Source organism: Pseudomonas putida (assembly GCF_028682635.1).
GTDB lineage: Bacteria > Pseudomonadota > Gammaproteobacteria > Pseudomonadales > Pseudomonadaceae > Aquipseudomonas > Aquipseudomonas putida_AE.
Genome location: NZ_JANHLK010000028.1, coordinates 20,165 through 38,677 on the forward strand (window position 1 = coordinate 20,165; position 18,513 = coordinate 38,677).

General features: G+C 61.1%; 19 protein-coding genes. 11 read left to right on the top strand and 8 right to left on the bottom strand.

The genetic code is table 11. The annotated features are described in order from the left end of the window. Positions 1–41 precede the first annotated feature (41 nt). From NPS56_RS25660 to NPS56_RS25670, 3 genes are all read left to right on the top strand, one after another. Positions 42–854 (top strand): cytochrome C assembly family protein, encoded by an 813-nt coding sequence (locus NPS56_RS25660; RefSeq protein WP_274077232.1) that lies wholly within the window; start codon positions 42–44, stop codon positions 852–854. A gap of 12 nt (positions 855–866) precedes the next feature. Further along, on the top strand, positions 867–2,111 hold the full coding sequence (locus tag NPS56_RS25665) for a transporter associated domain-containing protein (RefSeq protein ID WP_274077233.1): 1,245 nt from the start codon (positions 867–869) through the stop codon (positions 2,109–2,111). Between the two features lie 312 nt (positions 2,112–2,423). Then, positions 2,424–3,740, top strand: a complete 1,317-nt coding sequence (locus NPS56_RS25670; RefSeq protein WP_274077234.1) for an MFS transporter — start codon at positions 2,424–2,426, stop codon at positions 3,738–3,740. A 119-nt stretch (positions 3,741–3,859) separates the two neighbouring features. Here NPS56_RS25670 and purT read toward each other — a convergent pair whose 3' ends face one another. From purT to NPS56_RS25695, 5 genes are all read right to left on the bottom strand, one after another. After that, complete coding sequence (gene purT / locus NPS56_RS25675) at positions 3,860–5,041, bottom strand: formate-dependent phosphoribosylglycinamide formyltransferase (RefSeq protein WP_274077235.1); 1,182 nt, start codon at positions 5,039–5,041, stop codon at positions 3,860–3,862. A 98-nt stretch (positions 5,042–5,139) separates the two neighbouring features. After that, on the bottom strand, positions 5,140–5,607 hold the full coding sequence (locus NPS56_RS25680) for a preQ0 transporter (RefSeq protein WP_274077236.1): 468 nt from the start codon (positions 5,605–5,607) through the stop codon (positions 5,140–5,142). A 144-nt stretch (positions 5,608–5,751) separates the two neighbouring features. Then, complete coding sequence (locus tag NPS56_RS25685) at positions 5,752–5,967, bottom strand: DUF1289 domain-containing protein (RefSeq protein WP_274077237.1); 216 nt, start codon at positions 5,965–5,967, stop codon at positions 5,752–5,754. Then, positions 5,964–6,488, bottom strand: a complete 525-nt coding sequence (locus NPS56_RS25690; RefSeq protein ID WP_274077238.1) for a gamma carbonic anhydrase family protein — start codon at positions 6,486–6,488, stop codon at positions 5,964–5,966. The genes NPS56_RS25685 and NPS56_RS25690 overlap by 4 nt, the downstream gene beginning before the upstream one ends. A 55-nt stretch (positions 6,489–6,543) precedes the next feature. Continuing rightward, positions 6,544–7,143 carry a CoA pyrophosphatase gene (locus NPS56_RS25695; RefSeq protein ID WP_274077239.1) on the bottom strand — a complete coding sequence of 200 codons (600 nt, stop codon included), beginning with the start codon at positions 7,141–7,143 and terminating at the stop codon, positions 6,544–6,546. A gap of 147 nt (positions 7,144–7,290) precedes the next feature. On the opposite strand from NPS56_RS25695, the gene NPS56_RS25700 reads away from it, so the two are divergent. The 8 genes from NPS56_RS25700 to cmoB all read left to right on the top strand — a co-directional run bounded on the left by NPS56_RS25700 (position 7,291) and on the right by cmoB (position 14,713). Beyond that, positions 7,291–7,842, top strand: coding sequence for an NUDIX hydrolase (locus NPS56_RS25700; protein ID WP_274077240.1), 552 nt, complete (start codon positions 7,291–7,293; stop codon positions 7,840–7,842). A 138-nt stretch (positions 7,843–7,980) separates the two neighbouring features. Next, the gene (locus NPS56_RS25705) at positions 7,981–8,484 is read left to right on the top strand and encodes a L,D-transpeptidase family protein (RefSeq protein ID WP_274077241.1); all 504 of its coding nucleotides are present in this window, start codon (positions 7,981–7,983) and stop codon (positions 8,482–8,484) included. A gap of 184 nt (positions 8,485–8,668) precedes the next feature. Then, entirely contained in the window at positions 8,669–11,086 is a 2,418-nt protein-coding gene (gene lon, locus NPS56_RS25710; RefSeq protein WP_274077242.1) for an endopeptidase La, read from the top strand. A gap of 173 nt (positions 11,087–11,259) precedes the next feature. Then, positions 11,260–11,667: a hypothetical protein gene (locus NPS56_RS25715; protein ID WP_274077243.1), complete on the top strand. Its 408-nt coding sequence runs from the start codon at positions 11,260–11,262 to the stop codon at positions 11,665–11,667. A 117-nt stretch (positions 11,668–11,784) separates the two neighbouring features. Continuing rightward, positions 11,785–12,177 (top strand): protease inhibitor I42 family protein, encoded by a 393-nt coding sequence (locus tag NPS56_RS25720; protein ID WP_274077244.1) that lies wholly within the window; start codon positions 11,785–11,787, stop codon positions 12,175–12,177. Between the two features lie 2 nt (positions 12,178–12,179). Continuing rightward, the gene (locus NPS56_RS25725; RefSeq protein WP_274077245.1) at positions 12,180–12,815 is read left to right on the top strand and encodes a lysoplasmalogenase; all 636 of its coding nucleotides are present in this window, start codon (positions 12,180–12,182) and stop codon (positions 12,813–12,815) included. A gap of 165 nt (positions 12,816–12,980) precedes the next feature. Next, a complete protein-coding gene (cmoA, locus tag NPS56_RS25730) occupies positions 12,981–13,760 on the top strand; it encodes a carboxy-S-adenosyl-L-methionine synthase CmoA (RefSeq protein ID WP_274077246.1) in 780 nt (259 codons plus the stop codon). After that, positions 13,757–14,713, top strand: coding sequence for a tRNA 5-methoxyuridine(34)/uridine 5-oxyacetic acid(34) synthase CmoB (cmoB, locus tag NPS56_RS25735; RefSeq protein ID WP_274077247.1), 957 nt, complete (start codon positions 13,757–13,759; stop codon positions 14,711–14,713). The genes cmoA and cmoB overlap by 4 nt, the downstream gene beginning before the upstream one ends. 131 nt (positions 14,714–14,844) lie before the next feature. On the opposite strand, the gene tadA is transcribed toward cmoB, so the two are convergent. The 3 genes from tadA to guaA all read right to left on the bottom strand — a co-directional run bounded on the left by tadA (position 14,845) and on the right by guaA (position 18,496). Continuing rightward, positions 14,845–15,342, bottom strand: coding sequence for a tRNA adenosine(34) deaminase TadA (tadA, locus tag NPS56_RS25740; protein WP_274077248.1), 498 nt, complete (start codon positions 15,340–15,342; stop codon positions 14,845–14,847). Next, positions 15,342–16,718, bottom strand: coding sequence for a multicopper oxidase family protein (locus NPS56_RS25745; RefSeq protein ID WP_274077249.1), 1,377 nt, complete (start codon positions 16,716–16,718; stop codon positions 15,342–15,344). Before NPS56_RS25745 ends, tadA begins: the two co-directional genes overlap by 1 nt. 200 nt (positions 16,719–16,918) lie before the next feature. Further along, complete coding sequence (gene guaA / locus NPS56_RS25750; RefSeq protein WP_008053207.1) at positions 16,919–18,496, bottom strand: glutamine-hydrolyzing GMP synthase; 1,578 nt, start codon at positions 18,494–18,496, stop codon at positions 16,919–16,921. Between the last annotated feature and the right edge of the window lie 17 nt (positions 18,497–18,513).

The following is an 18,513-nucleotide window of genomic DNA, read 5'->3' on the forward strand; positions in this document are numbered from 1 at the left end:
ATGCCAAACTCAGCGCCTTTCGGGCTTGCCTAACAGGACTTATGCTCCCCTTGTCACCCAGTTTGCTTACTACCCTCGCCGCCGCCTGCTTGTATGCCGCTGCGACTTTCTATCAAGGCACTCGCCTGGCCACCGGCGCCAAGGCCAACAAGCGCCTGCTGGTTACGCTCGGCGTGCTGGCGGTGCTGGCCCACAGCGCCAGCCTGGTGACCCACCTGCTGACCCCGATTGGCCTGGGCCTGGACTTTTTCAGTGCCGCCAGCCTGATTGCCGCCGCGGTCATCGCCCTGACGCTGCTGGCCTGCTCACGAATACCGGTGGAGAACCTGCTGGTCCTGCTGTTCCCCCTGGGCGCCTTGACCGCGCTACTGGCGCAGTTCGCCCCCGCCGGCACCGTGCAGATCATCGACGAAGCGCCAGGCATTCTCGCCCACATCCTGTTGTCGATCCTTGCCTACGGCATGTTCACCATCGCGGTGTTCCAGTCGTTGCTGCTGCTGGTCCAGGATCACCAGCTCAAGCACAAGCACCCGTCCGGGCTGATCAAGAACTTCCCGCCGCTGCAAACCATGGAAAGCCTGCTGTTCGGCTTCCTCTGGGCCGGCTGGACGCTGCTGTCGCTGTCGCTGATCTCCGGCTGGCTGTTTGTCGATAACCTGTTCGCCCAGCACCTGGTGCACAAGACCTTGCTGGCCTGCCTGGCCTGGATCGTCTTCAGCGTGCTGCTGTGGGGCCGTAACCGCCTTGGCTGGCGCGGCCACAAGGCCATCCGCTGGACCCTGGCCGGTTTCTGCCTGCTGATGCTGGCGTATTTCGGCAGCAAGCTGGTTCGCGAATACATCCTGCACATCTGACGGGCGGCAATAATGGACGACTTGCCCATAGGGCCGATGCTTGCAGTAGTGGCCTTGCTGATTTTATGGTCAGGGCTGTTCACTGCCATAGAAGCGGCGCAGCAGCATTTGCTGGCCCAGCGCAACGCCTCGCGCGCCAGCGACAAACCGCTGGCCCGGTTGAGCTTTCCCCTCGTCAGCCTGATTTTCTGCAATACCCTGTGCCGCGCCCTGGTGATGGTCATCTGTACCTTGCTGGCGATTTTCACCTGGGCCGAGAACGGCCCGTGGCTGGCCTGTCTCGGCGCGGGCGCGCTGCTGTTGATCCTCGCCGACTACCTGCCCCGCGCCCTCGCTGTCCGTCATCCGGACGCGATCCTGGCACTGGGCAACAACCTGCTGGCCATACCACTGAAGCTCATCTACCCGGCGGCCTGGCTGCTCAATGCCATCAGCCAGTTGCTGATGCGCCCGTTCGCCCGCAAGGCCAATGTCGTGCAACAGAGCGAAGACGAGCCGGCGCTGGAGCGCCACGACCATCACGAGCAAGCCGCCAGCCGCCCGCACCCGCTGCCGGGCATCCATGCGCTGGACAACATCACGGTCAACGACATTCTGGTACCGCGCAGCGAGGTCGAAGGGATCAACCTCGACGACCCGATCGAAGACATCATCGAGCAACTGCGCCACAACCAGCGCACGCGTCTGCCGGTGTTCCACAGCGACATCAATCAGGTCGAGGCGGTGCTCAATACCCGGCAAATCGGCCATTTGCTCCCCGACGGCAGCCTGACCCTGGACGCGCTGCTGGCGGCCTGTCGCGAACCGTATTTCGTTCCTGAAAGCACCCCGCTGCAACTGCAACTGCTGAACTTCCACAAGCAGCAGCGGCGCCTGGGCATGGTGGTCGACGAATACGGCGAGGTTCTGGGCATCGTCACCCTGGAAGACATTCTCGAAGAAATCGTCGGCGAATTCGAAAGCCAACAAAGCCTGGACAACCCGCATATCCATCCCCAGGCCGATGGCCGCCTGGTGATCGACGGCGCCGCCTCGATCCGCGAGCTGAACAAGAGCCTCGGCTGGCACCTGCCCAGCGACGGCCCGAAAACCCTGAACGGGTTGGTGACCGAAGCGCTGGAAACCATTCCGGATTGTCCTGTGTGCTTGAAAATCGGTCGTTATCGGCTGGAAATTCTTGAGACTGAGGACAATCGGGTGACTCAGGTGTTGATCTGGCATATCAACCCGGCTCCCGCTGCTCTACCCACCCTCTAGATTGTTAAAAGATCGCAGCCTTCGGCATCTCCTACATTGGAACGCGCGCTCCTGTAGGAGCTGCGGAAGGCTGCGATCTTTTTGCACTTGTTGAATCGTTAGCCACCTTTCTATAATCGAGTCGCTTACCCAAGCCTCGCCGTCCCGTGCTTACCCCGCACACCGCAAGTTCCGGCCTGACCACCAGAAACGTCCGCTGCACACCGACGCCTGTTCCTACCTGGAGCAGCGACCGCGCCTCCACCCACATCCCTGGGTAATCGACCATAATAATTCGCTCCACTGGGGCCCATGACTGTCAGGGATAACCGCATGACGACCAGCACAACCTATAACGACTCCACCCCCGCGCAACCGGTGAACTCCGCCAGCCGCGTGGCCACGGCGAGTTTCATCGGCACGGCCATCGAGTTCTACGACTTCTACGTCTATGCCACCGCCGCCGCGCTGGTGATTGGCCCTGTGTTCTTCCCACAGACTTCCGGCACGGCCCAGATGCTCTCGGCCTTCCTCACGTTCGGCATCGCATTCCTTGCACGCCCCCTGGGGTCGGCCTTGTTCGGGCATTTTGGCGACCGTATCGGGCGCAAATCGACCCTGGTCGCCTCCTTGTTGCTGATGGGCGTGTGCACCACGCTGATCGGCGTACTTCCGGGTTACGACAGCATCGGGGCCTGGGCGCCGATCCTGCTGTGTGTATTGCGCTTCGGCCAGGGCCTGGGGCTGGGCGGCGAATGGGGCGGAGCCGCCTTGCTCGCCACCGAGAATGCGCCCAAGGGCAAGCGCGCCTGGTTCGGCATGTTCCCGCAACTGGGCCCCTCCATCGGCTTTCTCGCGGCCAACGGCCTGTTCCTGACCCTGGCCATGGGCCTGGACGATGAACAGTTCCGCGCCTGGGGCTGGCGGATTCCCTTCCTGCTCAGCGCCGCGCTGGTGATGGTTGGTCTGTATGTGCGCCTAAAACTCCACGAAACACCGGTGTTCGCCAACGCCATGGCGCGCCAGGAACGGGTGAAGATCCCGCTGGTGGAGCTGTTCAGCCAATACTGGATGCCAGTGCTGCTGGGCGCCGGCTCGATGGTGGTGTGCTATGCGCTGTTCTACATCTCGACCGTGTTCTCGCTGAGTTACGGCGTGGCGACGCTCGGCTACAGCCGTGAAACCTTCCTCGGCCTGCTGTGTTTCGCGGTGTTGTTCATGGCCGCGGCCACACCACTGTCAGCCCTGGCCAGCGACCGTTACGGGCGTAAACCGGTGCTGATCATCGGGGGTGTGCTGGCGGTCCTGTCAGGATTCCTGATGGAACCGCTGCTGACCCAGGGTTCGACCTGGGGCGTGGCGCTGTTCCTGTGCATCGAGCTGTTCCTGATGGGCGTGACCTTTGCGCCGATGGGTGCGCTGCTGCCAGAACTGTTTCCGACCCACGTGCGTTATACCGGCGCATCGGCGGCCTACAACCTGGGCGGGATCGTCGGGGCCTCGGCAGCACCGTTCTTCGCGCAGAAACTGGTGGCGATGGGCGGATTGAGTTATGTCGGCGGGTACGTGTCGGGGGCGGCGGTGCTCAGCCTGATTGCTGTGCTGTGCCTGAAGGAGACCCGTAATAACGACTTGAATCGGGTTGCCTGAAGAAAGGCAAAAGCCAAAGCTTCGCGAGCAAGCCCGCTCCCACATTTGGACGCATTCTGTCTGATAGAACGCGGTCAAAATGTGGGAGCGGGCTTGCTCGCGAATGGCTTCGACTCGGTTTAGAGCTCTACCACAACAGCCTGGGATGCACGGGTCGCCTTGGCACGAGCCGCTTCGATCGACTCGTCACGAGCCAAGGCAACACCCATCCGCCGCTGGCCATTCACTTCAGGCTTGCCGAACAGACGCAACGCCGTATCCGGCTCGCTCAATGCCGCGCCCAGATTGGCGAAAGCAGTCTGGGTCGACTGCCCTTCCACCAGGATCACCGCCGAGGCCGATGGCCCGAACTGACGGATCAACGGAATCGGCAAGCCCAGAATCGCCCGTGCATGCAGGGCGAATTGCGACAGGTCCTGGGAAATCAACGTGACCAGGCCAGTGTCGTGCGGACGCGGCGACACTTCGCTGAACCACACCTGATCACCCTTGATGAACAGCTCGACGCCAAACAGGCCACGGCCACCCAAGGCCTCGGTCACGGCCTTGGCCACGCGCTCGGATTCAGCCAGGGCCACCGGGCTCATGGCCTGAGGCTGCCAGCTTTCCTGGTAGTCGCCCTTCTCCTGGCGATGGCCGACCGGCGCGCAGAAGGTGGTGCCGCCGACGTGACGCACCGTCAGCAGGGTGATTTCATAATCGAAATCGATAAAACCTTCGACAATCACCCGGCCTTTACCGGCACGCCCGCCTTCCTGGGCGTAGTCCCAGGCCGTCTTCACGTCATCGACGCTGCGCAGCAGGCTCTGGCCCTTGCCCGAAGAACTCATGACCGGCTTGACCACGCACGGGAAACCGAGATCCTCGACGGCCTTGCTGTAGTCCTCGAAGGTGTCGGCGAAGTGGTAAGGCGAGGTCGGCAGGTCCAGCTCTTCGGCGGCCAGGCGACGGATGCCTTCGCGGTTCATGGTCAGCTGTGCGGCACGCGCGGTCGGGATGACGGTGAAGCCTTCGGCCTCCAGTTCCACCAGGGTGGCGGTGGCAATGGCTTCGATTTCCGGCACGATGAAGTGCGGCTGCTCGGCTTCGATCACTGCGCGCAGGGCCGCGCCATCGAGCATGTTGATCACGTGGCTGCGATGCGCCACCTGCATGGCCGGGGCATTGGCGTAGCGATCCACGGCAATCACTTCAACGCCCAGGCGTTGCAGCTCGATCACCACTTCCTTGCCCAGTTCGCCACAGCCACACATCAATACGCGGGTCGCGGTGGGCGACAATGGAGTTCCGATACGGGTCATCTCAAGTCCTCAAGAAGCGGATCATCGAGGGATGCGGCGCCTGGCGCGCTTCCCATGGGGAGAAAGCGCGGCATTTTACATGAACCGCAGGGTTTGGCTCAGCTGACGAGCGCCTGTTTGCGCAAGCGCCAGGCCATGATCAGCCAGACGGCCGTGACGCCGGCGAACTTCGAACCCAGGGCGGTGAGAATCACACCGGGGGTCAGCGCGTCGATCATGCCGAAGAAGATAAAGGTATCGAGCGGGATGCTCAGGGCCGAACTTATCCACAGGCGGTCGTGCAACGGACGACGGGTGATACTGAACACCAGCCAGTCGATGCACTCCGATACCGCGAACGCCGTGGCGCTGGCCAGGGCGATGGAGGGATCGGAGGTGATGTAGGACAGCACCAGCGCCGCCAGCATCGCCGCAATCGCGCCGTGCCCGAAGCGGGTTTGCACCATGTCGCGCAACACGAACACCAGGCCACCCCACGCCGACCAGATGATGTCCAGGTGCGGGGCGGTGGAGAAGGCGTAGTTGGTCAGCACGACGCTGCCGATGTAGGCGATCAGGAAGAACATGGGGGGCACCTGTCAATTTGGCGCACAGGGTACTGTAGGAGCGAGCTTGCTCGCGATAGTCGTTAACGATAATGCGGGGAATCTGATTCCCCGCGGTGGTCTTGAGTCCATCGCGAGCAAGCTCGCTCCTACAATGGCCACACCTCAGTTGCCAGGTGTCTTGCCAATCATCCACACCAACCCACTGGACTTGGCCCGTTCATGGCACAACCCCAACACCTTGCGCCGTTCTTCGTTGTCCATCCGGCTCCAGCGGGTGATCTCTTCCACCGTGCGCTGGCACCCCGTGCAGATGTCATCGTCGTCCAGCGCGCAAATGTTCACGCAGGGCGATGGCACTGGTCGTTCGGTCGTGGTCATTCTTCCTGCTCAGCCAGGTCGCGGGCATAACGTTGCGAGTTATGCACGTAGTGAGCGGCGCTGGCTTCCAGCATCTTTTTCTGCGCCTCGGTCAGCTCGCGCACCACCTTGCCGGGTGAGCCCATGACCAGCGAACCGTCGGGAATCTCCTTGCCTTCACCGATCAACGAATTGGCGCCGATGATGCAGTTCTTGCCGATTTTCGCGCCATTGAGGATCACCGCATTAATGCCGATCAGGCTGTAGTCACCCACGGTGCAGCCGTGCAGCATGGCGTTGTGGCCGATGGTCACGCCGGTACCGATGGTCAGCGGGTAGCCCATGTCGGTATGCATCACAGTGCCGTCCTGGACGTTGCTGTTCTTGCCGATCAGGATCAGTTCGTTGTCGCCCCGCAGCACGGCGTTGAACCAGACGTTGGCGCCCTCTTCCAGCTTGACCTTGCCCACCAGCACGGCATTGGGAGCGACCCAGCTCTCTGGGTGGGTCTCGACACGGGCGTCGCCCAGGCGGTATTTCATCGTGTTGTCCTCAAGGCTCAGGCAGCGGCGTGTTCAGGCCATTCGAATGATGGCTTCAGGTATTGATAAAGCTTTTAGGCGGTGAGTGCAGGCTGATTTTCGCGTCATAGAGCAGATTGATCAACTCGACGATCATGATTGCCGTCAAACCCCAGATCTTGAATTCGCCGTAGCGATAACTCGGTACGTACCAACTGTGGCCCTGGTAGTCGATGCGATGGGTGTGCTCGCGCGGGTCCTCGCGGAAGAACTCCAGGGGCACACTGAACACGGCGGCGATCTCGGCATCGTTGGCGCGGTATTGGACGAAGTCCGGAATCACCCCGACATAAGGTGTGACCTTGATGCCGTGCAGGGAGATCAACGGGCTCAGCGGGCCGATCACTTCGACCAGTCCCGGTGGCAGGCCGATCTCTTCCTCGGCTTCGCGCAGGGCGGTAAAAACAAGGTCGGGGTCTTCGGGGTCGCGTCGACCACCGGGGAAAGCGACTTCGCCACCATGGGTCGACAGCCCGCTGGCGCGCAGGGTCAACACCAGCTCCGGCTCGTCACTGCGGGTAATCGGCACCAGGACGGCGGCCTCGGGGAAACGTCGGTCAGTCTCCAGCGTGCGCGGTGTGTGGTGACTTACCCGATGCAGTAGCTCGTCCAGCATGAGTGTTCTCGATCAGTGCCTTACCCTGCATCATGCACTAATCGCTTAGGTCGCCCAACCCCCCGGACAGTGGCATGTCGCGAAACGACAACTTGCCGACAGCCACCGCCGCACGCCAAGATAGGCGCAGCATTCAGGAACCCAAGCATGAAATTTTGCAGTCAGTGCGGCAACCCGGTGACCCAGCGCATTCCCGAAGGCGATTCACGCCTGCGTTTTGTCTGCGACAGCTGTCACACCATCCATTACCAGAACCCCAACATCGTCGCCGGTTGCGTGGCGACCTGGGGCACCCAGGTGCTGTTGTGCCGCCGCGCCATCGAGCCGCGCCGGGGCTACTGGACCCTGCCTGCCGGCTTCATGGAAAACGGTGAGACCATCGAGCAGGCGGCCATTCGCGAGACCGCCGAGGAAGCCTGCGCGCGGGTGCGCAACCTGAGCATCTATACGCTGATCGATGTGCCGCACATCAGCCAGGTGCATGTGTTCTTCCGCGCCGAGCTTGCGGACCTGGATTTTGCTGCCGGCCCCGAGAGCCTGGAAGTGCAACTATTCGACGAAGCCGACATTCCTTGGGACGAGCTGGCTTTCCGCACGGTGGGCCGTACCTTAGAATGCTTCTTCGCTGACCGGCGGACCGAGGTCTACCCCGTGCGGTCCGAATCGATTCCGCCGCTGGTCCAGCCTGTCATCAGTTGATGTCACTAGTTGATGTCATCTTGGTATCATCTCCAGGCGCGCAAAGATCGTCCGAACCCGGCCCGAACCCTCGGCAGCGCCTGCAAAAACACCTATAAATAGATATATAGTCGCGACACCTCTTGGGGAATCGTTTCAATGCGCTGGTTGCTTGCCCTGTTCTTCTTGTCGTTCGTCACGGTGTCCCAGGCTACTGCCATGGAGCCCATGAACGGCAAGGTCATCGAGAAAATCCTGGTCCTCAAGTCTGCCCATCAATTGCAATTGATCAACGACGGCAAGCCATTCAAGACCTATCGCATTTCCCTGGGCAAACGTCCTCAGGGACCGAAACTGATGGAAGGCGACAAACGCACGCCCGAAGGTTTCTACTGGATCGACTGGCGCAAGGTCAGCGACCGCTTCAACCTGGCCATGCACATCTCCTATCCGAACATCAGCGATTCCGCCCGCTCACGACGCGAAGGCGTCGATCCCGGCGGCATGATCATGATCCATGGCACCCCGGACACCGAAGAAAACCCCGAGCACCTGTTCCACACCCTGGACTGGACCGACGGTTGCATCGCCATGCGCAACATGGACATGCGCGAGATCTGGAACCTGGTGCCGGACGGCACGATGATCGAGATTCGCCCCTGACATCCCGCAGAAGCGTTCCCATGCCGTGGGAACGCTGTCCGTTCTGATCGACGCGCCATGCCTGCAACGGGCAAATGGCCAGGACCTGTCCAGATCCTGAACGCTCCCCGAATATCCCCTCCCCCATTGAAACCACACAAGGCCTGCCCCATCTAAGACCCATACCCCATTGCGCAGGTGCCCCATGAGCGACCAGCAAGCCTTCCCCGAAGATCCCAGCGAATACGCCGACCCGGAAAACACCGAACACCACACCACCGGCAAGGGCCTGGCCCTGCCCGGCCAGAACCTGCCGGACAAGGTCTACATCATTCCGATTCACAATCGCCCCTTCTTCCCGGCGCAGGTCCTGCCGGTCATCGTCAATGAAGAACCCTGGGCTGAAACCCTCGACCTGGTCGCCAAATCCGATCATCACTCCCTGGCCCTGTTCTACATGGACACCCCCCAGGAAGATCCGCGCCATTTCGATACCTCGGCCCTGCCGCTGTACGGCACCCTGGTCAAGGTGCACCACGCCAGTCGCGAAAACGGCAAACTGCAATTTGTTGCCCAGGGCCTGACCCGTGTGCGCCTCAAGACCTGGCTCAAGCACCATCGCCCGCCTTACCTGGTGGAAGTCGAATACCCGCACCAGCCCACCGAGCCGACCGACGAGGTCAAGGCCTACGGCATGGCGCTGATCAATGCGATCAAGGAACTGCTGCCGCTCAACCCGCTGTACAGCGAAGAGCTGAAGAACTACCTCAACCGCTTCAGCCCCAACGATCCATCCCCACTGACCGACTTCGCCGCTGCCCTGACTTCGGCAACCGGCAGCGAACTGCAGGAAGTGCTCGACTGCGTGCCCATGCTCAAGCGCATGGAAAAAGTCCTGCCGATGCTGCGCAAGGAAGTCGAGGTCGCGCGCCTGCAGAAAGAGATTTCCGCCGAAGTGAACCGCAAGATCGGCGAGCATCAGCGCGAGTTCTTCCTCAAGGAACAACTCAAGGTCATCCAGCAGGAGCTGGGCCTGACCAAGGACGACCGCAGCGCTGACCTCGAACAGTTCGAACAGCGACTGGTGGGCAAGGTCCTGCCAGCGCAGGTGCAGAAACGCCTCGAAGAAGAAATGAACAAGCTGTCGATCCTCGAGACCGGCTCGCCGGAATATGCGGTCACCCGCAATTACATCGACTGGGCGACCTCGGTGCCGTGGGGCGTATACGGCGAGGACAAGCTCGACCTCAAGCACGCGCGCAAGGTGCTGGACAACCACCACGCCGGCCTCGACGACATCAAGGACCGCATCCTCGAGTTTCTCGCGGTCGGTGCCTACAAGGGCGAAATCAGCGGTTCCATCGTGCTACTGGTAGGGCCGCCGGGCGTGGGCAAGACCAGTGTCGGCAAATCCATCGCCGAATCCCTCGGTCGACCGTTCTACCGCTTCAGCGTGGGCGGCATGCGCGACGAGGCCGAGATCAAGGGCCATCGCCGCACGTACATCGGCGCACAACCGGGCAAACTGGTGCAGGCGCTCAAAGACGTCGAAGTGATGAACCCGGTGATCATGCTCGACGAAATCGACAAGATGGGCCAAAGCTATCAGGGTGATCCGGCCTCGGCGCTGTTGGAAACCCTGGACCCTGAGCAGAACGTCGAATTCCTCGACCACTACCTCGATCTGCGCATGGACCTGTCGAAAGTGCTGTTCGTCTGCACCGCCAACACCCTGGATTCGATTCCCGGCCCCTTGCTGGACCGGATGGAAGTGATCCGCCTGTCGGGTTACATCACCGAAGAAAAAGTCGCCATCGCCAAGCGTCACCTGTGGCCGAAACAGCTTGAGAAGGCCGGCGTATCGAAAGGCAGCCTGAGCATCAGCGACAACGCCCTCAAGGCGCTGATCGACGGTTATGCCCGTGAAGCAGGGGTCCGTCAGCTGGAAAAAAACCTCGGCAAACTGGTGCGCAAAGCCGTGGTGAAGCTGCTCGAAGATCCGCAAGCAACAATCAAGATTGGCCCGAAAGACCTCGAATCGTCCCTGGGCAAACCGGTGTTCCGTAACGAGCAAGTGCTTTCCGGCACCGGCGTGATCACTGGCCTGGCCTGGACCAGCATGGGTGGCGCCACCCTGCCGATCGAAGCGACGCGCATCCACACGCTCAACCGCGGCTTCAAACTCACCGGGCAACTGGGTGAAGTGATGAAGGAATCGGCGGAAATTGCCTACAGCTACGTCAGCTCCAACCTGAAGTCGTTTGGCGGTGACCCGAAATTCTTCGACGAAGCGTTCGTCCACCTGCACGTCCCGGAAGGCGCCACGCCGAAAGACGGCCCGAGCGCCGGTGTGACCATGGCCAGCGCCCTGCTGTCCCTGGCCCGCAACCAGCCACCGAAAAAAGGCGTGGCCATGACCGGCGAACTGACGCTGACCGGGCATGTACTGCCGATTGGCGGGGTGCGTGAGAAGGTGATTGCGGCGCGGCGGCAGAAGATCTTCGAGCTGATACTGCCGGAGGCGAACCGGGGCAATTTCGAGGAGTTGCCGGAGTATCTGAAGGAGGGCATTACCGTGCATTTCGCCAAGCGGTTTGCGGATGTGGCGAAGGTGCTGTTCTAAGCGGATAAACCGAGACGAAAAAGGCCAGTCAACCGACTGGTCTTTTTTTCCGTTAAAACTCGCCATATATAGCGTTTTGTCTTAACTACCTGTCAGAAGTGACAGTTCCCGCCCCCACCCCCCGGTGCTACCTTCAGATTTCGATGGATATTCACCAACAAGGGAACAGGATCATGACGATTCAGATGGCATCTGCTGGAACAACGGCTACAGGTTACTTCAATGCAACAGGTAACAGGATCGAGCCCTTCAAAAGCGAAAGGGTTATTGTCGAGCGCAAGGACAACTGGATAGAAATTCTTGGTTCCATGAACCTTGGCTTCCCAGGCGGCCGTGGTTTTAACTTGAAAATCAACGCCTTCACATCGAGCGGGGAAAGGGAATTTGTGCCGGGGGGCGACATCGCCTGGGTTTATTACACGAACGACGAAGGAGATTTTTACGCTGGGAGTGGCAAGTTCAACGCCAATCTCAACAATTCCACAAAAAAATACCAGATAACGTTCAAATTGGAGTTTTTCCGTTATCTCGAGATTGAGGGATATATCGAAGTCACTGAAAAACTCTTGATTAACGTCTAATTATTCTTCATACCAAGGCCCGGTTTTCAGCATGGTCTCCGAGCCGGCCTTGGTCACAATTTGTCTCATCTTCAGTTATGCTCGCCGTTCGTCGTGAACGCCGGAGCCACCAAACCTATGTCCCCCACTCGCCTGTTAATCCCCCTCGCACTCGCCTTGCTGGCCGCCTGCGCCACGCAACCTGCGCACAACGTGACTGTGGAAAAACAAAGCGAATGCCCGGTAAAACTCACCAGCGGGCAAAACCTGATCCTGACCCTGCCGAGCAATCCGACCACGGGTTATCGCTGGTCCATCCAGGATTCTGCCGGTGGCGTGCTGCACGCGCTTAGCCCCGAGGTCTACAGCAACCCGGAAGATGCCGGCGTCGTCGGCGCTGCCGGTGTGTCGACCTGGCGGTTCCAGGCCTTCGCCTCGGGAACGGGACGTTTACGCTTGACCTCGCAACAACCCTGGGCCCCGGAAGTGCTGCCGGCGGATGCCTTCGACTGCGCCATTTCGGTCAACTGACCGTGGGCTGGCTGATTCTGGCGCTGATGGGCGCGGTGACCTTTATTTATGGCCTGAGCGTTCACGCCTCCCTGCTTTGCCTGCTGGTCAAGCCGCTGCCGGTCCTGGCCCTGCTCGGCTGGCTGCACGACGCACCGCCCAGCGAGTATCGGCGCTGGATCAGCCTTGGCTTGATTTTCTCCCTGGTCGGCGACGTGTTGCTGGCTTGGCCGGGGGATTTGTTCGTGTTCGGCCTTGGGGCGTTTTTGGTCGCGCATCTGGCGTATCTGAAGGCTTACTTGAGTGACTGCAAGCGGCTGGCCCTGTTGCCACTGATGCTGGCCCTCGGCGTTGGCGTGGTGTTGCTGGGAATACTGATCTCTCACGGGCTGGGGCCCTTGCTGATTCCGGTAATCGTCTACGGCCTTGCGATCAGCGCCATGCTCTGGCGTGCGCTGGCCCGACTCGGTACTGACGTGCCCAAGCGTTCGGCGCTGCTGGCTGCCGCAGGGGCCGTGGCGTTTGTGTTTTCGGATAGCGTGATTGGTATCAGTCGGTTTGTCGTGCCGTTCGAGGCTGCGGCGTATGTGATCATCCTCAGTTATTGGCTTGGCCAATGGGGTATCACGGCATCGGCGTTCGATCAGAAACCGCGTTGACCCCTTCGCGAGCAAGCCCGCTCCCACATTGAATCTGTGTCGCACACAAAACCACTGTGGGAGCGGGCTTGCTCGCGAAGGCGGTCGGACTGGACACGCAGATTTCAGAACTGCCCCCTTCGGTTTATCAGACAACCCGCGCATCCCCGCGCCAACTTGGCTAAAATGCCGGCCTTTTCCACATCCACCGCCGGAACCGCCGTGAGCAAAGAATCCGATCGCCTATTCGCCCAGCCTTTGGCCCAGGTGCCTGACTTCGCCTTCAACGAGGACGTGGTGCGGGTGTTCCCGGACATGATCAAGCGCTCGGTGCCGGGTTACCCGACCATCGTCGAAAACCTCGGTGTGCTTGCCGCGCAGTTCGCCCAGCCCAACAGTGTGCTCTACGACCTCGGTTCGTCCCTGGGCGCGGTGACCCAGGCGCTGCGTCGCCATGTGCGCACCGAGGGTTGTCGCGTTATCGCTGTGGATAACTCCGCCGCGATGGTCGAGCGGTGCCGTGAATATCTGAACGGCCAGGACTCGATGTTCCAGGAGTTGCTGCCGGTGGAAGTGATCGAAGGCGACATCCTCGCCCTGGAATTCAAACCTGCCTCGGTGGTGGCTTTGAACTTCACCCTGCAATTCATCGCACCAGATCAGCGTACCGCGTTGCTGTCGCGCATCCGCCAATCGCTGTTGCCCGGTGGCGCATTGATTCTCTCGGAAAAACTGCGCTTTGAAGACGAGCAGGAGCACGCGTTGCTCACCGACCTGCACGTCGCCTTCAAGCGCGCCAACGGCTACAGCGAACTGGAAATCGCCCAGAAGCGCAGCGCCATCGAAAACGTCATGAAACCCGACAGCCTCGAAGAGCACCGCGAACGCCTGCTGGCCGCCGGGTTCTCGAAAGTCGTGCCGTGGTTCCAGTGTCTTAACTTTGCCTCGTTGATTGCCTTGCCATGATAGATCTGTCCCCCCTCGCCCGTCGTCTGGCCGGCACGCCGCTGGCTGATTGGGCCAACACCCTGCAGCAGCAACTCGACAAGAAAATGGAGAAGGGCCACGGCGACCTGGAACGCTGGCAGAGCGCGCTGGACGCCCTACCGAAGATCCAGCCGAGTGAAGTTGATTTGCTCAACGGCTTGAAGCTCGACACCGATTGCGACGATGAAACCCGCGCACAAATGCGCACCGCGCTGATGGGCTTGTCACCATGGCGCAAAGGGCCGTTCGACCTGTTTGGCGTGCACGTCGACACCGAATGGCGCTCGGACTGGAAATGGTCGCGGGTCTCACCGCACCTGGAGCTCAAGGGCAAGCGCATCCTCGATGTCGGCTGCGGCAACGGCTATTACATGTGGCGCATGCTCGGTGCTGGCGCCGACAGCGTGATCGGCGTCGATCCGAACTGGTTGTTCTTCTGCCAGTTCCAGGCGGTTCAACGTTACTTGTCAGAGCCGAATGCCTGGCACCTGCCCTTCCCGTTCGAGGACCTGCCGCCGAACCTCGAAGGGTTCGACACGGTGTTTTCCATGGGCGTGTTCTACCACCGCCGCTCGCCGATCGAGCATTTGCTGGCGCTGAAGGATTGCCTGGTCAAGGGTGGTGAACTGGTGCTGGAAACCCTGGTGGTCGAAGGCGACAAACACCAAGTGCTGGTGCCGGAAGACCGCTACGCGCAGATGCGCAACGTTTGGTTCCTGCCGTCGGTGCCGGCCCTGGAGTTGTGGCTGCGGCGTGCCGGGTTCAGCGATGTGAAATGCGTGGACGTGAGTGTGACCACTGTCGAGGAACAGCGCGGCACCGAGTGGATGAAGTATCAGTCGCTGAGTGATTTCCTTGATCCGCAAGATCACAGCAAGACGATTGAAGGGCTGCCGGCGCCGATGCGGGCGGTGATCGTCGCTCGCAAGTAAGCCATTCTCCAGATCAATGGAGATCAAAATGTGGGAGCGGGCTTGCTCGCGAAAGCGGTGTGTCAGACAACAACCATGTCGACTGACACACCCTCTTCGCGAGCAAGCCCGCTCCCACATTAGTTCAGTGTTCAGTCTGAAGGTTTGGCTCTACGGGCCTTGAAGAACTCACTTAAAACAGCCCCACACTCTTCTGCCAACACCCCCCCTTCATACAACACTCGATGGTTGAGAAAGCCCTGGGTGAAAAACTGCCCCTGGCTCTGCACAATCCCGGCTTTGGGCTCCAGCGCGCCATACACCACCCGTGCAATCCGTGAATGCACGATCAACCCGGCGCACATGCTGCACGGCTCCAGCGTCACATACAGCGTACTGCCCGGCAGGCGATAGTTGCTCACAGTTTGAGCGGCAGCGCGGATCGCCACCATCTCGGCGTGGGCACTGGGATCGCTGCCGCTGATCGGGCAGTTGAAGCCACGGCCGATGATTTCGCCGTCCTGCACCAGCACGGCGCCCACCGGCACTTCGCCCAGGGCGGCGCCTTGGGCCGCCAGCGCCAGGGCTTCACGCATGAAGTCGCGATCACGGCTGCGGTCGATGATGGCGGCGGGACGAATCTGACGCATCACGCCACCTCGATAGCGGCCATCAGGCCGGTTTCCATGTGGTCGATCACATGGCAATGGAACATCCACACGCCAGGATTATCCGCCACCAGCGCCACCTGCGCCCGCTCGTTCTTACCCAACAGGTAAGTGTCGGTGAAATACGGGATGACCTTGTGCCGGTTCGAGGCAATCACCTTGAAGCTCATGCCGTGCAGGTGAATCGGGTGCTGATATTGAGTCATGTTTTTCAATTCGAAAATGTAGCTCTTGCCCTTCTCGAGCTTGGCGATCGGGCGGTCGGCGCAGGTCTTGTCGGTGATGTCCCAGGCCTTGCCGTTGATCTGCCACAGGCTCGGCGGCCTGCCGTTGTCGACGTTCACCGAGACCGAACCGACCCATTCGAAATTGAAGTTGAGTTTCTCGGCATTGGCCAGGTCCGGCTCGGCAATCGGGTTGGCGGGCAGCGCCGGTGGCCATTGGGTCGGCGCGTCGGTATTGGCCACCGAGCGGAACGTGCCCAGGCGTACAGGGCCATTGCGCAACGACAACTCTTCACCGGCCGGTGGCGCCTTGATCGCCAGGCAAATGCGCATGCCGGGGCCCAGCCAGTATTCCTTGCCCAGCGGCCGCGGCTCGATGGGATTGCCATCCAGCGCATAGATCTGCGCTTCGACGCCGGGGATGTTCAGGCGATAGGTCAGGGTGTTGTCGAGGTTGAGCAGGCGCACACGGGTGATCTGTCCTGCGGGCAAGTCGATCACCGCCTGCGGCACGCCATTGATGGTCGCCAGGCGCCCCGCCGTACCGCCACGGGCGGCTTCCCGGGGAATGCTGAACTCGACGAAATTGCCGACGTCGTCGACGTGCCAGCTCTTCAGGCTCAAGGTCTTTTCGTACTTGAAACCGGTGGGCTCGCGCTCTTCGATGATCAGCGGGCCGACCAGGCCGCGACCGAGCTCTTCGCTGCTGTTCACGTGCGGGTGATACCAGTAGCTGCCGGCATCCGGCACACGGAATTTGTAATCGAAGTACTCCCCCGGCAACACCGGCAACTGCGAGACGTAAGGCACACCGTCCATTTCCAGCGGCAGGCGGATGCCGTGCCAGTGAATCGTGGTGGCAACCGGCAGGTGGTTGATGAATCGCACCCGCAGCCATTCACCCTGGCGCACGCGCAGTTCGGTGCCTGGCGCCGACGGGCCGAACGCCCAGGCCGGGGTCTTGTGTCCGGCCACCAGTTCGACGTCCAGCGGTGCGGCAATCAGTTCATAGTCGTGACCGGCATCCGCGTCAGCCATCTTGCCCAGCCAGTACCGCGACGCGCCCCCCGCACCGACACCAACGACTACAAGACCGGCCAGGCCACCGAGGATTTGGCGACGGGTAAAGGACATGAACTCAACTACCTCACGTTTCAACGACAGGCCCGGGGGCCGCAAAAGGCGAATACGATACACCCGCAGTTGCGAAAGAAACAGCAAAGCGGGCGTGACGACGGGCCGCAGGTACGGCCGGCTCCAATGCAAAAAGCCGCGTGAACTCTCGTTCACACGGCTTTTTATCCTGCGATCAACCCTTCAGGGCTGGTGCGGGATCACTCCCACTCAATGGTCGCTGGCGGCTTGCTCGACACGTCGTAGGTGACGCGGGAGATGCCTTCGATTTCATTGATGATACGGCCGGAAACGGTTTCCAGCAGTTCGTAAGGCAGGTGTGCCCAACGCGCGGTCATGAAGTCGATGGTTTCCACGGCACGCAGGGCCACGACCCAGGCGTAACGACGGCCATCGCCCACCACGCCAACCGATTTCACCGGCTGGAACACCACGAACGCCTGGCTGACCTTGTGATACCAGTCGGCCTTGCGCAGTTCTTCGATGAAGATGTGGTCGGCGCGACGCAGCAGGTCCGCGTATTCCTTCTTCACTTCACCGAGGATGCGCACGCCCAGGCCCGGGCCCGGGAACGGGTGACGGTAGACCATGTCGTACGGCAGGCCCAGTTCCAGGCCCAGACGACGGACTTCGTCCTTGAACAGTTCGCGCAGTGGCTCGACCAGCTTCAGGTTCATCTCTTCCGGCAGGCCGCCCACGTTGTGGTGCGACTTGATCACGTGGGCCTTGCCGCTTTTCGCGCCAGCCGACTCGATCACGTCCGGGTAGATGGTGCCCTGGGCCAGGTACTTGATGTTGTCCAGCTTGCAGGATTCGGCATCGAACACGTCGATGAAGGTACGGCCGATGATCTTGCGCTTCTTCTCCGGGTCGGCTTCGCCGGCCAGGTTACCGAGGAACTGCTCTTCGGCGTTGGCGCGGATCACCTTGACGCCCATGTTCTCGGCGAACATGGCCATCACTTGCTCGCCTTCGTGCAGGCGCAGCAGGCCGTTGTCGACGAATACGCAGGTCAGCTGGTCGCCGATGGCCTTGTGCAGCAGCGCAGCAACCACGGACGAGTCCACGCCGCCGGACAGGCCGAGCAGGACGTTGTCGGTGCCAACCTGGGCGCGAACCTGGGCGATGGCGTCTTCAGCGATCTTCGAAGGGGTCCACAGGGCTTCACACTCGCAGATGTCGAGGATGAAGCGCGACAGGATGCGACCGCCCTGCTTGGTGTGGGTCACTTCCGGGTGGAACTGCACGCCGTAGTAACGACGCTCGTCGCTGAACATGCCGGCGATCGGGCAGCTTGGGGTGCTGGCCAGGATGTGGAAGTCTTCCGGCATGCGGGTAACTTTGTCACCGTGGCTCATCCACACGTCGAGGCCGAACAGGCCGTCGGCGTCGATGTGGTCTTCGATGCCGTCGAGCAGGCGGCTCTTGCCGACCACGTCGACGCGGGCGTAACCGAACTCACGCAGCTCGGAGCCTTCAACCTTGCCGCCCAGTTGCTCGGCCATGGTCTGCATGCCGTAGCAGATACCGAAGACCGGCACGCCCAGGTCGAAAACGGCTTGCGGGCAGCGAGGGCTGTTGGCTTCGTGCACCGACTCTGGGCCACCGGCGAGGATGACGCCTTTAGGAGCGAATTCGCGGATCGCATCTTCGTCCATGTCGAACGGGTGCAGTTCGCAGTACACGCCGATTTCACGCACGCGGCGGGCGATCAGTTGGGTGTACTGGGAACCGAAGTCGAGGATCAGGATGCGGTGGGCGTGAATGTCGAGGGCCATGATTCAGTCTCGTCTAA